The sequence below is a fragment of the Fusobacteriaceae bacterium genome (assembly GCA_031272775.1).
Classification (GTDB): Bacteria; Fusobacteriota; Fusobacteriia; order Fusobacteriales; family Fusobacteriaceae; genus JAISST01.
Map to the genome: position 1 here is coordinate 20,506 of JAISTB010000015.1, position 14,311 is coordinate 34,816.

Consider the following 14,311-nt stretch of genomic DNA (forward strand, 5'->3'; position numbering starts at 1 on the left):
GGAAATGATCTTTCTCCCCCTTTTACAAAAAAGTACGGTATGATATTATACTAAAGAACGGAGGAAATAAACTATGAGTTGGAAAGAGAATTACAAATCCAAGGTCAAGACGGCCGAAGAAGCCGTCAAACTCATCAAGTCAGGAGACAGGGTCGTTCTGGGCCACGCGGTCGGGGAACCCATTTATCTGACGGAAAAGATGGTGGAAAATTACAAAGCCTACAAAGATGTGGAAGTTGTCAACATGGTTGCCATGGGACCCTCCGGTTTCGCCAAGCCTGAAATGAAGGGACACTTCAAAGCCAATTCGCTGTTTTTGGGCGGCGGCACGCGGGAATGCATCGGAAGCGGCCTCGGGGACTTCACACCCACATTTTTCTATCAGGTGCCCAACCTGTTCCGGAACGATCTGCCGGTAGACGTGGTCCTGATGAATGTTTCGCCGCCCGACGCAAACGGATTCTGCAGCTACGGCGTATCCTGCGATTATACGAAGCCCGCCGCCGAAGCGGCCAAGCTCGTCATCGCCCAGGTGAACAAATATATGCCGCGCACGCTCGGAGATTCCTTCATCCATGTGGATGACATCGACGTCATCGTCGAACAGGACACCCCGATTCCCGAACTGGGCATCGCCAAAATCGGCGAGATCGAACGGCTTATCGGCGAAAACTGCGCGACGCTGATCAAAGACGGCGACACGCTGCAATTGGGAATAGGCGCTATTCCCGACGCGGTTTTGCTCTTCCTCAAGGAAAAGAAAGATCTCGGGATTCATTCGGAAATGATTTCCGACGGTGTTGTGGAATTGGTGGAATCCGGCGTTGTGACCTGCCGGAGAAAAAATTTCAACAAAGGAAAGATGGTCATCGGATTCTTGATGGGCACAAAGCGGCTCTACGATTTTGCCGACAACAACCCCATGGTTTCCATGAACCCCATCGACTATGTCAACGATCCGCGGATCATCGGCCAGAACGACAACCTCGTCTCCATCAACAGCTGTATGCAGGTTGACTTTATGGGCCAGGTATGTTCCGAGGCCGTGGGCTTGAAGCAGTTCTCCGGAATCGGCGGACAGGTGGACTTTGTACGGGGCGCGGCCTTCTCCAAAGGCGGACGTTCCATCCTTGCCTTCCCGTCCACCGCCAAAGGCGGAACCGTTTCCAAGATCGCCCCGCTTCTCACCGAGGGATCGGCCGTAACAACGTCCAGAACCGACGTGGACTACATCGTAACGGAATTCGGCGTAGCAAAACTGAAAGGCAAGACGCTCAGGGACAGAGCCAAGGAACTCATCAAAGTGGCCCATCCCAATTTCCGGGAAGAACTGGAAAAAGAGCGCAAGATTCGGTTCAAAGAAGTATAAGCGAACTCCTATATTTTATCCTTGCATTCCCCTCCCGCTTCCCTTGGCGGGAGGGGAATTTCCTATCCATAAAAAAAACTGCCCGGATGTCGGGCAGTTTTTTTTAAGGACTATTCTTCGTCCACTCTTTCTTTTCTCTTGGCGATCTTGCCGGCGCCGCAGAGGAGATGCAGCACAACACCGGCCAGAAGTCCCCAACCGGCGCCCTGCTGAATGAGGATACCGGCCATTACCGTGGCCACGCCGCGTTCTACCGGGGTCTTGGCCTCTTCCATGGCGATGTCGCCGCACACATAACCCTGTACGATCATGGTCAGGGCCAGCGCCGCGGGCAGGATGGGCCGTACAAACTCAGCGATGGGATAAAGCGCAACGCTGATGAACGTCATGGTCCGGAATGTACCCACGCCGGAGAAGATGGAATCCATACCTTCTCTGCCGGTTGTCCGGTACCGTTCGGAAACGGAAGCCGTTACGGCAGCCCACAGCGGTCCGCAAAGGGGAACGTAGGGGCAGATGATAGCCTGAATGCCGTTTCTCAGGAAGCAGATGATGTTGGATCTGTTGGCGTTCAAGTCAATATGTTCGTCGTCTCTGGAAATTTCCGCTCTGCCGATCATGGCGTCCGTACTTACGAAGTCGCCGAATGCGATGATGTAAACCATGATCGCCACGGGGAAGGCCTTCGCGAAATTGACGGCGCCGGGGAAACCTGTGGGTCCGAGGGGACTCAGGGTCTGGATGATCCCGCTGAAATCAGGAATTTTCACGATGCTGCCCAGTACGAGTCCGGGCGGCGGCAGTTCTTTCATGATGGGCCCGATGATGATCGCTACGATCAAAGCGGGGAGCATACCGAAATTGCCGATGATTTTACAGAATTTGGACTGCTGTTTCATATACTGGAATCTGGCGGAGAACAGTACATAGAACGCGATGATTACGCCGACTGTCAGGGTAACCGGGTATTTCAGGAAGCGGCCGGTGGCTGAAAATTCGCCCAAAACCGCTGACATACCTGCGCCCAGAAGAATACCGGCCTTCAGGGAAGAAGGAATCCATTTGATTACTTTTTTTGCCAAGCCGGTAACGCCCATGATGAGGAATGCGCCGGAAACTTCCAGCTGTAACGCGATCAGGTAGCGGTTCCGCTCAGGTCCCGCCACGCCCGCTTTCATAAGAAACGCGCTTACGAGAGGGATAGCCGGGGTGATCCATCCCGGAACGACCGGATCGCCCAAAACGTAGTGGAGCATATATCCGGCGCCGTTGATGATAACCATACTCCAGGCGATGTCGTAAGGAATCTCCAGGACGCTTTCCAGAATAGGAATCGCACCCAAACAAGTAGCACACATGATGATTGCCTGGATACATTCGGACCATTCCCACTTGAAATGCAACAGTGGTAGTCTGATCTTGAATATACCGGCAGGAATAAAGGGCTGTTCTTTACCGAACTCTCGCTTTATTGCCATACAATAAACCTCCTTCAAAAATGATAAAGTTATAAAATACATAGAGTCACATACCTATTTATACAAGCAAAGTTTATGCCAATTTTTTAGAAAGGCAGTCCAAGATTGTACTCAATACAAATGCCGTTAAATGAAGGTCATAGAAGACAGGGAACTTTTTTTCCGCCGACGCAAAAATTTTTTCCCCTTTTTCTTTCAAATTTTGTATCAAAAATGAAATTGATGTTGCAAAAATGAAACATTCGTTCGGAGAAAAACCGGTCTGCTGGAAATACGCGGAATTTGCGCATTTCTGTTAATTGGCAACATTTTTGCTATATAAACTTACCAGAGAGAATTTATGATGCCAAATACGCAAATCAATGTGATAAGAGAAGGAGAGTGTATCCTATGCTGAGTTTGATTGGAATCTTTTTCGGCCTGGGTCTTTTGATCTGGTTTGCCTTCAAGGGCAAATCCCTGATCTGGACGGCCCCCCTATGCGTGATCGCCGTAGCGGTTTTCAGCAAAATGAGTCCCCTGGACGCCTACACCAAGGACTACATGGCGGGATTTATCGATTTTCTGGGAAAATGGCTCCCGGTATTTCTGCTGAGCGCCATTTTCGGAATGACCATGGAAGTGACGAATATCGCCTCGTCCATTTCCCTGATGCTCTGCAACAAATTGGGTAAAAAACACGCGATCCTGATCGTGGCGGTGAGTTCCTACATCCTGACCTACGGCGGCGTGGCCAACTGGGTCATCATTTTTACGATTTTCCCCATTGCCGTGGCGCTCTTTCGCGAAGCCGACGTGCCCCGGCGGCTCATGCCGGCCACGATCTCGGCGGGGACCTTCACCTCTGCCATGACGACCATGGTGGGGACGCCCCAGATCCACAACCTGATTCCCATGAAGACCTTCGGCACGACGCCCATGGCGGCCCCGACCATCGGGATCATCTGCGCGATCATCGAGTTCGGATCGGCCCTGTTGTGGCTTGCCTACCGGGAACGGAAACTGCGCCGGGAAGGGGAGCACTGGACGGAATTTGAGGGAAGCGCCGGGACCGTCTCGCTTCAGAACCTCAGGAAAGAGGACCTGCCCAATCCCTATGTGTCGCTTTTGCCCTTCGCGGTCATTCTGATCGCGCTGAACGGCTTCAAAATCAACGTGGTGGCCTGTCTGGCCATGGGGATCCTTATCGCGCTCTTCCTCAATATCCACAAGATTTCCGCCGTCATCGACGGGCTCAACGAATGCTCGGTCAATTCGATCAAGACCATTGTCAATACGTCCTCGGTCATCGGTTTCGGCTACATGGTCAAATTCACGGCCGGTTTCGCCCTCTTGAAATCCCTCGTGACGACGATCCACGGGGATCCCATCCTGGTGGAGACCGTTTCGATCAACATCCTGGCCGCGGCCGCCGGTTCCGCTTCGGGCGGCTTGCAGATCGCCCTTGATTCCATGGGGGACATTTTCCTGAAAAACGGCGTCGCCGCCGGATACAATCCCGAAGTGTTGCACCGGATCGCCTCCATGTCCTCGGGGGTGCTCAATACCATGCCCCACGACGGCGCGGTGGTGACGTTTCTGGCCTATTGCGGCGTGCGTCACCGGGAAGGATTCTTTGATATGTTTATGACGAACGCCACGGCGCCTGGGATCGCGCTTATCGTCGGGATCATCATGGCCATGTGCGGCGTCGTCTGAAGAAAAAGGAGGCTTCCTATGGCAAGATTCATTACGGCCGACGAGGCGGCGGGCCTGATTCCCGACGGCGCCGCGATAGCCGTTTCCGCTTTTACCGCTGTCTCTCTGGCCGAGGACATCATCGTGGCCGTTTCCGACCGCTTCGAGAAGGACGGTCATCCGAGGGATCTTTCGCTCTTTCATATTTCCGGAGTCGGAGACTACAAACACCGGGGACTTTCCCATTTCAACCGGGAAGGACTGGTGCGGAAACTGACCGGATCCCATATTTTCGCGGAACCGGACCTCATTCCCTTGATCGCCGAAAACAAAATCGAGACCTACTGCCTGCCCCAGGGGGCGGCCTCCCATCTCGTGAGGGCCATGGCGGGCGGCGAGGACGGACTTTTGACGAAGTGCGGCCTCCATACCTTCGCGGACCCGAGACAGGACGGCTGCAAGATGAACAAAGCCTGCAAGGAAGACGTCGTGTCGCTCGTGACCATAGACGGCCGCGAACACCTGTTCTTCAAAGCGCCGCGTTTTGATTTCTGCTTCCTGAAAGGCTCTCTTGCCGACGGAAACGGAAACATCAGCCTCGAACGGGAGCCGGTATTGCTGGAGCAGCTGGAAATGGCGGCGGCCACAAAGGCTTGCGGCGGTAAGGTCATCGTGCAGGTCCATGAGGTCGTAAAGGGGCGGCTCAACCCGAGAAACATCAAAATTCCCGCCCATTTTGTGGATTATGTCGTCGTCGGACGAAAGGAAAATACGTTCCAGACCCACATTTTCCCCGAATACCGCCCGGAACTCACCGGAGAGACCGTCATCGACTTGAAGAAACTTCCGCCGAAACCTCTGGACGTCCGGAAAGTCTGCGGCAGACGGGGCGTCATGGAAATCAGGAAAAACGCCCTCGTCAATATCGGCGGCGGATACCCCGAGGCGGTGGCCACCGTGGCGGCCGAAGAGGGAATCAGCGACAAATTTCTCTTCAGCGTGGAATCGGGCCTGATCGGCGGCGTGCCCGTGGAGGGCGGCATCGGCCTTTCCTACAATCCCGTAGCGGTATTGCGGCAACCCGAGAAATTCGACCTCTATAACGGCGGCGCTCTCGATATTTGCTTTTTGGGTTGCGGGGAGGTGGACGCCCAGGGCAACGTCAACGTGTCCAAATTCGCGGGACGGGTCGTGGGCCCCGGCGGCTTTGTCAACATTTCCCAGAACACGAAAAACGTCTGCTTCCTCGGCAGCTTCACGGCGGGAAAATCGGACATTTCCATTGTCGACAAAAAACTACGGATCGGCGCCGACGGTACGGGGAAAAAATACGTCAAAAAAGTAGAGCAAATTACTTTTTCCGGCGCGGACGCCCTGAAAAACGGGCAAAATGCCCTCTATATCACGGAGCGCTGCGTTTTTCAGTTGCGACCGACGGGCGTGACGTTGATCGAGATCGCCCCGGGCGTCGATTTGCAGAAAGATATCCTCGACCGGATGGATTTCCGGCCCGTGATCGCCCCGGATCTGAAAGAAATGGACCCCCGGATATTCCGAGATCAAAAGATGGGTCTGAAATTGTAGCGGGGTTCAAAAGGGAGGAATGAAAACATGGAAAAAAGAGTATTGCGCGTGGGAGACAAGGCGAGCTACGTCAAAACCATCACCAAAGCGGATGTCCATAATTTCGCGGCTGTGACCGGAGACTTCTGCCCGATCCATCTTGACGAGGATTTCGCCAAAAACACCCGTTTCGGCCGGACCATTTCCCACGGTCTGCTGGTATCTAATCTGCTGTCCACGATTATGGGAATGAAAATGCCGGGGCCGGGTACGCTTTTTATCGAGGAACACGTAAAATTTCTGCTGCCCACGTTTCCCGGCGACACGATCACGGCGGAGTTGACGGTCACGAATCTCACGGAAAAAAAGAACGGCTATATCGCCGAATTTAAAGGTTATTGCAGGAATCAGCGGGGAGAGACCGTTGTGGAGGCCGAGGAAAAGCAGATGCTTTCCAAGGAGCTCTTTACGGTGGAATAAAACTATTTATGAACGAGGTGCATACCGATGGAACGACAGAACTTGAAAAACGAACTGGAACAATTCTTTCAGAAGGAATTGCGCTCGGGTTTTCTGGAACACGGAGGAGATCTTGAATTTTTGTCCGTAGAGGACGGCGTCGTACGCTTCCGCCTGCTGGGCGCCTGCCACAACTGCCCTTCGGCGACCTTTGACGCCGAGGAAATCGTGGCGGTCAGGGTCAGGGAAGCCTTTCCCGAAGTCAGCGACGTGATTCTCGTCACCGGAGTCAGCGACGACCTCCTGCGTCAGGCGAAGGAAATCCTCGCGAGGGGGCGTAAATCATGACGGGGGCCGGGAAAAAGCCCCTTATCGGGATAAAATACTGCGGCGGCTGCAACCCCAGGTACGACCGGGTGGCGGCTGTGGCCGCGGCCAGGGAAAAACTGGGGGCGCGTTATGAGTTTGCCTGGGCCGAGGCGGGCCCCCTATACGACCATGTGCTCATCGTGTGCGGCTGCCAGGTGAAATGCGCCCATCACGCGGATTTGAAGTTTTCAAAGGAAAAATATTTTACGGAATGCGCGGCCGACTTTGACCGGATCATCGAAGAACTGCTCAAAGATTGATTTCAAGCGTTACCGGACAATGGTCGGAGCCGTAGATCTCCGTTTTGATATCGGCGGCAAGGAGTTTTTCCCGCAGCCGCTCCGATACGATAAAATAGTCGATACGCCACCCGGCGTTGTTTTTCCGGGCGTTGGCCCGATAGGACCACCAGGAGTAGATTCCGGTCCTGCCGGGGTTGAAATACCGGAAGGTATCGATAAACCCGCTTTTCAGAAGGGCCGTCATCTTGCCCCGCTCTTCGTCCGTAAAGCCCGCGTTCATGTGGTTTGTCTTCGGGTTTTTGAGGTCGATTTCCTCATGGGCCACGTTGAGGTCTCCGCAGAAAATGACGGGTTTTTTTCGGTCGAGTTTTTTGATGTAGGCGAGGAAGTCGTCTTCCCAGCTCATCCGGTAGCTGAGCCGCGCCAGTTCGTCCTGGGAGTTGGGCGTATAGACCGTGATCAGGTAAAACGCGTCGAATTCGAGGGTGATCACCCGACCTTCCTGATCGTGTCCTTCGATGCCGATCCCGCAGGTCACGGAAAGGGGCGTCCGCTTCGTAAAAACAGCCGTGCCCGAATAGCCCTTTTTCACGGCGTAATTCCAATATTGCGCGTAACCCGGCGGATCGAGACGGATTTGCCCCTGCTGGAGCTTCGTCTCCTGCAGGCAAAGAATGTCGGGATTTTCGTTTGTAAAAATGTCCATAAAGCCTTTTTGCATGACAGCCCGCAGACCGTTTACGTTCCATGAGACCAGTTTCATAAAAAAATCTCCTTTAGTTTTTTCGCTACGCCGTCGTTGTCGTTGGTTTCGAGGATTTCGTGTCCCGGCAACCCGGCTTTCAGTTTTTTGTGGGCGTTTCCCATCAGATAGCCTGTTCCGGCCGTTGTCAGCATGTCCTTGTCGTTGAGTCCGTCTCCGAAGGAAATGACGTCGGAAAGCGGGATCCCGAGGGAACCCATGACGGCCTTGATCGCGTGGCCCTTGGAGACGTCCCGGTTCATGACCTCAAGGCAGGTCTCATTGGACATGGCGGCGTTGACCCGGGTCCCGAAACGTCCGCGCACCGCTTCGTCCAATTCGGCGATGACCTGTTCGCTTTCTTCACAGAGGAAGAGGAACTTGATGATTTCGCTGTCGATGATCGTTTCAAAATCGGTCAGCGTGCATTTGAAGCCCGATTCCTTGTGAAATTCGTCAAATTCTTCCAGAACGGATTCCACGTACCAGCGCTCCCCCCGGAAGACGCTCTTGTGAACGCGCCCGTCCAGGGGCATCGTAAACAGTTCCCTGGCCAGGGCCGGCGGAATGTCGTTACGGTAAATCTCCCGGTCGTCCTGATCGTGGATCCGCGCACCGTTGGAGCTGATCAGATACGAGTGCAGGCCCAGCATTTTCTTGAAGGCAAAGGCGTCCAGATGGTGCCTGCCCGTGGCGATAAAAAACAGGTTTCCCTTTTCAATGACCTGACCGATGATGTCCCGGGTATAGGCGGATATGGTGTGGCCGCCGTTGAGGAGCGTCCCGTCCAGGTCGCAGACTACAGCTTTCATGTTCCCCTCCATTTCTCACGTCCTATTCTACCATTTTTCGGAGAACTTGTAAAATAAAATCACGGCAAAATCCTCCGGTTTATCTTCCGGACAATCATTTGTGGAATTTTTATTGCATTATGACGGCTTTTGTGCTATACTGTTAGCAAAACATGAATTGACGCTGGAAAGGAGTTGGTTGAATGAAACGTATACTGGGAATAATTCTCCTGCTGGCGGGCGGCGTCTCGGGTTCCTGCCCGATTCCGGCCGTCCATGAGTCGGTCAATGTCCTGATCCGGCAGAAGGTCGTCGAGATCAAGGACGGAAAAATGCGGATTCGACGGGCCTATATCGAAAAAATGGTCGCCTTCCTCAAGGCCTCGGACAAAAACGCCGTCGAGCAATTCTTGAAAAACCTTGAGCGGGGTTTTCAGATGTATGCCGAAAGCCATCATCTGGAGATTGAGACGGCCGAATAGGCCGGAAAAACAAGAAAGGGCTTTCAATTTTTCCCGGTCTGTGGTAAAATAGAGCCGGGAATTATTTTACCCGGAAACGGGGGATTTTGGGGGGAAAAATGCGAAAAACGGATATTGTATACGAGCCGGGAAAGGCGGAGGACGCGGCGGCCATTTACGAACTGTACCGGAGAGCCATCGCGCATTTGATCGAACAGGGCATCGACCAGTGGGACGAGGAGTACCCCAACCAGGGGACCATCGAAGAAGACGTCCGGCTGAGCCAGCTGACCGTGGGGAAGCTGGACGGACGTTTTATTCTGGCCTATGTGCTGAACCACGACTTTCTCGACGGTTTTGAAAACGGGGCCTGGCAGGGGGACGAGGCCGCTTCCATCGTCATGCACCGCTTTGTGGTCGATCCCGAGTACCAAAACAAGGGCATCGCGGTATTTACCATAGAACATATGGCGGAAGAATTGCGCAAACAGGGCATAAATTCCATCCGCATCGATACCTTTCCGCCCAACGAGGGCTCCATCCGGATGTACACGCGGGCGGGATTCAGGAAGGTCGGCGAGTTCCGGTGGCGCAAAGGCGTCTACGGCATTATGGAAAAAATATTTTGAGCGGCGGGGGATGACATGAGAATACGAAAAGCGACGGCGGCGGATTTGCCGGAAATGATGAAACTATACGCGGCAGCGCGGCAATTCATGCGGGAAAACGGGAACCCCTCCCAGTGGGGGGACGACTATCCGAAAATCGAGGTCCTGGAGGCGGACATCGCCTCAGACCACAGCTACGCGGTTCTGGCCGACGACAGCGACGAGCTGATCGGGACATTCTGCTTTTATGTGGGGATTGAGCCGGTCTATCTCAAGATCGAACAGGGGCAATGGATCAATGAGGCCCCGTACGGCGTCGTGCACAGAATCACGACGGCCGGTAAAAACAAAGGCCTCGGGAGTAAAATTCTCGATTGGTGCCTGGACCAATGCGGTAATGTGCGGATTGACACCCACCGGGACAATTATCCCATGCAGCGGGTGCTTGAGAAAAACGGGTTTCGCTATTGCGGCGTGATCCAGTGGGTGGACGGCACGGACCGGATCGCTTTTCAGAAGCTAAGGTGAGGGGGTTGGCGAGCCCTGCGTCAGGCCGCCGGCAAGGATAATGCCTTTCATTTGGGGTTACCTCTCTTCTCTTTTCTCTCTCAATTTTCATAATTTGTATTGCAATTTCACACACATCGTGATATAATTATCTCAAAAATCACATGGAGGTTGGATATGCCGAAGACCGCTGTATTAAATATAAGAATCGATCCTTTCTTGAAAACGCAGGTGGAGGAACTTTATCACTCTTTTGGAATCACAGTCACTGACGCTGTGAACATGTTTTTTAACAAATCCGTTATGGTCGGGGGCTTACCTTTTGATTTATCATTACCGCCCTACAAAAAGGAAATAATAGAAGCTATGCAAAAATCAGAGCGGCTCAGTCGGGATCCCAACGCGAAGCGGTTCTCAAGGGTAGACGACCTCATTGAGGATCTGAATGATCATGTCGGAGATCAATAGAGACAAAGCAGACAGGGCAGGAACTATAGGCCAATGCCTACCAAGGAGGCTAAAATGCAAGCACTGGAATTTTTTGGAGAAATTATTGATGGCGCAATACCCGTTCCCGACAGCATATTGAAAAAAGTTTCGAAAACTCCTTTGAAAATAGTTTTAATGCAACCTCAAGCAGAAATTCCTGAGAAAGAAATGAAGTTTGACGCCATTCGTCTGAAAACGAAAAACCTCAAGTTTAATCGGGATGAGTTGCATGAAAGATAGCGTATTCTTGGATACAAATGTCATCGTATATTTGTATACTGAAGACGACCCGGAAAAGCAGCGTTTAGCGGCTGAATCAATCGTTGGGGCAAGCAATGCAGGGTGGTTGCACTATGTTATTCACGGAAGACCTGGCGAATGGTCAGATCATTGACAATAGCCTTCTCGTCAAAAACATCTTTTCCACTTGATACAGCTTCCTTCATCAGAGCTCTATAACGATAATCCTTTTGTCAAAGAGATCCTGCGTACAGGGCAGGAGCTGTAGGTCCGTATTTTCTGCGAGCTCTCGTATACCAGGCTAAAAGCTCATAGTTTAGAGCTCAAAGAAAATTTGCGCAAAACTCTTGACAGTACCGCAATCATATCCATCAATTTCTCCCTTCTCTAACGATCACAAACTCCTCCTCAAGTAGTGAAATTTCCAAGTCATCCGGTATCGCAATGTCGTTTTGAACATCTGTTTGAGAAAATTTCTCAATAACATGTTGACTTTTTGAAATAAATCTGGTATTATTGAGGAAAACGGCTCAAGTGGTGGAGATAATTCTAAAAGAGAAAAGCCAGGAGGTACATCATGCTGATACAGTTTAATTTTAAAAATTTCAAATCATTTAAAGATGGTGCTGTTCTTGACATGAGCGCCACCAAGATTTCGGAATATCCCTTGCACGTGGTTTCCGTTGGAAACGAAAAGATTTTGCCTGCCGCCGCCATATTCGGAGCCAACGCAAGCGGGAAATCAAACGTTATCGAAGCTTTTCGATACATGTCTGAGTATGTTGCGGCTTCATTTGAATTTGGAGGAGATTCGTCAAACGAAAAACCTGGTACGCGCTTTCCCAAGCCGACGCCGTTCTTATTCGAAGAAAGGAGCAGTAAAGCGGAATCTACATTTGAAGTTTATTTTTCAGATTCCGCAGAGACAGGCGAAAAGCTATACAATTACGGATTTTCGCTGACAAAGAACGGAATCGTCGAGGAATGGCTCAACTGCAAATCCAAAAGTTCGCGGGGGACATACAAAAGAATTTTTTACCGTGAAAATGATCAACTTGATTTGGTTGGTATTCCCAGGGCCAGTCAAAGCAATATCGAGGTAGCCTTGGAAAAAGAGGTGTTGGTCGTTTCCCTGGGATCGAAATTGAAAATCCCTGTGCTTAAGCAGATCCGGGATTGGTTTTTAAAAAATGAGTTTGCAAATTTTGGCGAGCCTTTTGAAATCTATATTCTCTCCCGCCAGCTACCTAAAAAGTTTATACAAGATAAAGCTGTCAGAGAGAAGGTCATAAAGTTTTTATCCGCTTTTGATGATTCCATCATTGACTTTAAAGTCGAAGCCGTCAAATCAAAAAATAGTCAAGAAGACAATCATGTTCGCGTTGATGCGGTCCACAAGATGATCGGCAACGATAAAACCGCGACGATCCCCCTCGGAGATGAATCCGCAGGTACGCTTAAACTGTTTTCCTTGTATCAGCTCTTGCAGGATGTACTGGAAAAAGGAAGTGTGCTGCTGATAGATGAATTGAATTCGAGAATTCATCCACTGTTAGCCAGAGCTTTTCTGATTACATTCCTGAATCCGGAAATCAATAAAAATAGAGCGCAACTGATTTTCACCACTCATGACGCCTGGCAAATAGATGGAAGCGGGTTGAGGAGGGATGAGATCTGGTTTACGGAAAAGAATGAAGAAGGCGTTTCAACCCTGTTTTCGTTGGCTGACTTTGTCGATGAAAGTGGAACCAAGATCCGAAAAGATGAAAATTATGAGAAGAATTATCTGCTCGGGAAATACGGGGCAATTCCCACATTAAGAAAATTTGATATGTTCGGGGGCGAAGGAGGGAATGAAGAATAATCAGAGAAACGGAAAAAGGGAGTCAAGAGATTCAAAATTGAGAAGCAGGGCGCCTGTTCTGGGTTATTACATTATTGTAACCGATGCCACGGAAACCGAAATCAATTACTTCAATGGCTTACGAGATTCAATCCCTGAAGAAATCAGAAGACGTCTCATTATAACAACATATACAGCAAGTACCGAACGCTTGATTCAGGACATTCAACAGAAGGTCGCCTTGCATCCACAGTATTGCGAGCCATGGATCATTTTTGACAGAGACCGCGTTCCGGACTTTGACAATATCATTCGAATGGCTAAAAGAAAGGGCATTCACGTCGGATGGTCCAACCCGTGTATTGAAATTTGGTTTTTGGCTTATTTTGGTTTGATGCCTAATATTGATAGCTCTGTAGCGTGTTGCAATGTATTTGGAAAAGAGTTTGAAAGAACTATAAAGCAGGAATACCTGAAGAGTGACAGACGAATATATACGAAATTAAACCAGTTTGGAGATGAGAAGATAGCGATAAATATGGCTTGGCAGAAATACAAGGAAGCCAGGAACAATCATGGAAAGCCATCAGAGATGGTTCCTTGTACGACGGTTCATGTTCTGGTGGAAGAGATTAAGAATAAAGTGGGGAAAACCGAATAATTAGGTAAACACTGATTAACCAATCTTTACAAAGGCCCTGCTGAGGCAGCGAGCCTGTGAAATGTTTTCTGAGCCTGTGAAATGTTTTCTGTAATTTTGCGTTTCCTGTGATAAGATTTTTGGTTTTTTTCATAGACCCATATAATGATCAGTTGAACGAAAGATCAAACACACGAATACAAAAAATTACAATCACTATCCTTCAACATCGCCGCCCCCTTATCCTTCGCCGACAGTACCGGCTCCACAATACCCCACTCCACCCCGATCGCGGGATCGTTCCACGCGATGCTGCGGTCACAATCCGGCGCATAGTAGTCGCTTGCCTTATACTGAATCTCCACGTCGTCCGTCAACGTCAGAAAGCCGTGCGCAAATCCGGCGGGAATGTAGAGCATACGGTGATTTTCCGCGGACAACTCCACCGATACCCATTTCAGATAATTCGGCGAACCTTTGCGGATATCCACGGCGACGTCAAGGATAACCCCGCGGGTACAGCGCACGATTTTCGCCTGGGCGTGGGGATTCCGCTGAAAGTGCAAGCCACGAAGCGTTCCTTTCTGCGCGGAAAAGGAATGGTTGTCTTGCACAAATACGATCCCACCAAGGACCTCCGAAAGTTTCTTTTCGGAATAGCTCTCGTAAAACCAGCCGCGGTTGTCGCCGAACACCTGCGGTTCGATGATATAAACGCCCGGAAGCGTCGTTTCAATAGTTTTCATATTATCACCTCATCCTCCTCAATACTGTATCCCTCCCGCAAGCACCTTTTTCAGATACGCTCCGTAAGTAGATTTTCCGTAAGTTTC

At 50.8% G+C, this 14,311-nt stretch carries 18 protein-coding genes; 14 read left to right on the forward strand and 4 right to left on the reverse strand.

Translation table 11 applies throughout. The annotated features are described in order from the left end of the window. The first annotated feature begins 73 nt into the window (after positions 1–73). The gene (locus LBQ97_04425) at positions 74–1,369 is read left to right on the forward strand and encodes a 4-hydroxybutyrate CoA-transferase (protein MDR1831963.1); all 1,296 of its coding nucleotides are present in this window, start codon (positions 74–76) and stop codon (positions 1,367–1,369) included. A gap of 110 nt (positions 1,370–1,479) precedes the next feature. On the opposite strand, the gene LBQ97_04430 is transcribed toward LBQ97_04425, so the two are convergent. Beyond that, on the reverse strand, positions 1,480–2,847 hold the full coding sequence (locus LBQ97_04430) for a hypothetical protein (GenBank protein ID MDR1831964.1): 1,368 nt from the start codon (positions 2,845–2,847) through the stop codon (positions 1,480–1,482). A gap of 390 nt (positions 2,848–3,237) precedes the next feature. Between LBQ97_04430 and LBQ97_04435 the strand changes: the two genes are divergently transcribed. The 5 genes from LBQ97_04435 to LBQ97_04455 are packed head-to-tail and all read left to right on the forward strand — an operon-like array spanning position 3,238 to position 7,175. Further along, positions 3,238–4,545: a hypothetical protein gene (locus tag LBQ97_04435; GenBank protein ID MDR1831965.1), complete on the forward strand. Its 1,308-nt coding sequence runs from the start codon at positions 3,238–3,240 to the stop codon at positions 4,543–4,545. A gap of 18 nt (positions 4,546–4,563) precedes the next feature. Next, positions 4,564–6,108 (forward strand): 3-oxoacid CoA-transferase, encoded by a 1,545-nt coding sequence (locus LBQ97_04440; GenBank protein MDR1831966.1) that lies wholly within the window; start codon positions 4,564–4,566, stop codon positions 6,106–6,108. Positions 6,109–6,135: 27 nt separating this feature from the next. Next, entirely contained in the window at positions 6,136–6,567 is a 432-nt protein-coding gene (locus LBQ97_04445) for a MaoC family dehydratase (GenBank protein MDR1831967.1), read from the forward strand. 27 nt (positions 6,568–6,594) lie between these two features. After that, on the forward strand, positions 6,595–6,894 hold the full coding sequence (locus LBQ97_04450; GenBank protein MDR1831968.1) for a NifU family protein: 300 nt from the start codon (positions 6,595–6,597) through the stop codon (positions 6,892–6,894). Continuing rightward, positions 6,891–7,175, forward strand: a complete 285-nt coding sequence (locus tag LBQ97_04455; GenBank protein MDR1831969.1) for a hypothetical protein — start codon at positions 6,891–6,893, stop codon at positions 7,173–7,175. Before LBQ97_04450 ends, LBQ97_04455 begins: the two co-directional genes overlap by 4 nt. Here the strand turns inward: LBQ97_04455 and xth are convergent. Beyond that, entirely contained in the window at positions 7,165–7,920 is a 756-nt protein-coding gene (xth, locus tag LBQ97_04460) for an exodeoxyribonuclease III (protein ID MDR1831970.1), read from the reverse strand. The genes LBQ97_04455 and xth overlap by 11 nt on opposite strands. Beyond that, positions 7,917–8,711 (reverse strand): Cof-type HAD-IIB family hydrolase, encoded by a 795-nt coding sequence (locus LBQ97_04465; protein ID MDR1831971.1) that lies wholly within the window; start codon positions 8,709–8,711, stop codon positions 7,917–7,919. The genes xth and LBQ97_04465 overlap by 4 nt, the downstream gene beginning before the upstream one ends. Before the next feature lie 182 nt (positions 8,712–8,893). On the opposite strand from LBQ97_04465, the gene LBQ97_04470 reads away from it, so the two are divergent. The 8 genes from LBQ97_04470 (at position 8,894) to LBQ97_04505 (ending at position 13,499) form a co-directional block, all read left to right on the forward strand. Beyond that, a complete protein-coding gene (locus LBQ97_04470; protein ID MDR1831972.1) occupies positions 8,894–9,172 on the forward strand; it encodes a hypothetical protein in 279 nt (92 codons plus the stop codon). 98 nt (positions 9,173–9,270) lie between these two features. Then, entirely contained in the window at positions 9,271–9,780 is a 510-nt protein-coding gene (locus tag LBQ97_04475; GenBank protein MDR1831973.1) for a GNAT family N-acetyltransferase, read from the forward strand. Between the two features lie 15 nt (positions 9,781–9,795). Further along, positions 9,796–10,287: a GNAT family N-acetyltransferase gene (locus LBQ97_04480; GenBank protein ID MDR1831974.1), complete on the forward strand. Its 492-nt coding sequence runs from the start codon at positions 9,796–9,798 to the stop codon at positions 10,285–10,287. Positions 10,288–10,443: 156 nt separating this feature from the next. Continuing rightward, positions 10,444–10,734, forward strand: coding sequence for a type II toxin-antitoxin system RelB/DinJ family antitoxin (locus LBQ97_04485; protein MDR1831975.1), 291 nt, complete (start codon positions 10,444–10,446; stop codon positions 10,732–10,734). Positions 10,735–10,788: 54 nt separating this feature from the next. After that, entirely contained in the window at positions 10,789–10,995 is a 207-nt protein-coding gene (locus LBQ97_04490; protein ID MDR1831976.1) for a hypothetical protein, read from the forward strand. Continuing rightward, entirely contained in the window at positions 10,985–11,149 is a 165-nt protein-coding gene (locus LBQ97_04495; GenBank protein ID MDR1831977.1) for a hypothetical protein, read from the forward strand. The genes LBQ97_04490 and LBQ97_04495 overlap by 11 nt, the downstream gene beginning before the upstream one ends. Before the next feature lie 423 nt (positions 11,150–11,572). Beyond that, positions 11,573–12,859, forward strand: coding sequence for an ATP-binding protein (locus tag LBQ97_04500; protein MDR1831978.1), 1,287 nt, complete (start codon positions 11,573–11,575; stop codon positions 12,857–12,859). Further along, the gene (locus tag LBQ97_04505; protein MDR1831979.1) at positions 12,849–13,499 is read left to right on the forward strand and encodes an RloB family protein; all 651 of its coding nucleotides are present in this window, start codon (positions 12,849–12,851) and stop codon (positions 13,497–13,499) included. Before LBQ97_04500 ends, LBQ97_04505 begins: the two co-directional genes overlap by 11 nt. Positions 13,500–13,663: 164 nt before the next feature. Here LBQ97_04505 and rfbC read toward each other — a convergent pair whose 3' ends face one another. Beyond that, positions 13,664–14,224, reverse strand: coding sequence for a dTDP-4-dehydrorhamnose 3,5-epimerase (rfbC, locus tag LBQ97_04510; protein MDR1831980.1), 561 nt, complete (start codon positions 14,222–14,224; stop codon positions 13,664–13,666). Between the last annotated feature and the right edge of the window lie 87 nt (positions 14,225–14,311).

Bases quoted from the DNA above. Each gene is read 5' to 3' on its own strand.
- LBQ97_04480 (MDR1831974.1), top strand. From the start codon at position 9,796: ATGAGAATACGAAAAGCGACGGCGGCGGATTTGCCGGAAATGATGAAA.
- xth (MDR1831970.1), bottom strand. From the start codon at position 7,920: ATGAAACTGGTCTCATGGAACGTAAACGGTCTGCGGGCTGTCATGCAA.
- LBQ97_04425 (MDR1831963.1), top strand. From the start codon at position 74: ATGAGTTGGAAAGAGAATTACAAATCCAAGGTCAAGACGGCCGAAGAA.
- LBQ97_04490 (MDR1831976.1), top strand. From the start codon at position 10,789: ATGCAAGCACTGGAATTTTTTGGAGAAATTATTGATGGCGCAATACCC.
- LBQ97_04470 (MDR1831972.1), top strand. From the start codon at position 8,894: ATGAAACGTATACTGGGAATAATTCTCCTGCTGGCGGGCGGCGTCTCG.
- rfbC (MDR1831980.1), bottom strand. From the start codon at position 14,224: ATGAAAACTATTGAAACGACGCTTCCGGGCGTTTATATCATCGAACCG.
- LBQ97_04440 (MDR1831966.1), top strand. From the start codon at position 4,564: ATGGCAAGATTCATTACGGCCGACGAGGCGGCGGGCCTGATTCCCGAC.
- LBQ97_04450 (MDR1831968.1), top strand. From the start codon at position 6,595: ATGGAACGACAGAACTTGAAAAACGAACTGGAACAATTCTTTCAGAAG.
- LBQ97_04445 (MDR1831967.1), top strand. From the start codon at position 6,136: ATGGAAAAAAGAGTATTGCGCGTGGGAGACAAGGCGAGCTACGTCAAA.
- LBQ97_04500 (MDR1831978.1), top strand. From the start codon at position 11,573: ATGCTGATACAGTTTAATTTTAAAAATTTCAAATCATTTAAAGATGGT.
- LBQ97_04465 (MDR1831971.1), bottom strand. From the start codon at position 8,711: ATGAAAGCTGTAGTCTGCGACCTGGACGGGACGCTCCTCAACGGCGGC.
- LBQ97_04475 (MDR1831973.1), top strand. From the start codon at position 9,271: ATGCGAAAAACGGATATTGTATACGAGCCGGGAAAGGCGGAGGACGCG.
- LBQ97_04485 (MDR1831975.1), top strand. From the start codon at position 10,444: ATGCCGAAGACCGCTGTATTAAATATAAGAATCGATCCTTTCTTGAAA.
- LBQ97_04435 (MDR1831965.1), top strand. From the start codon at position 3,238: ATGCTGAGTTTGATTGGAATCTTTTTCGGCCTGGGTCTTTTGATCTGG.
- LBQ97_04505 (MDR1831979.1), top strand. From the start codon at position 12,849: ATGAAGAATAATCAGAGAAACGGAAAAAGGGAGTCAAGAGATTCAAAA.
- LBQ97_04495 (MDR1831977.1), top strand. From the start codon at position 10,985: ATGAAAGATAGCGTATTCTTGGATACAAATGTCATCGTATATTTGTAT.
- LBQ97_04455 (MDR1831969.1), top strand. From the start codon at position 6,891: ATGACGGGGGCCGGGAAAAAGCCCCTTATCGGGATAAAATACTGCGGC.
- LBQ97_04430 (MDR1831964.1), bottom strand. From the start codon at position 2,847: ATGGCAATAAAGCGAGAGTTCGGTAAAGAACAGCCCTTTATTCCTGCC.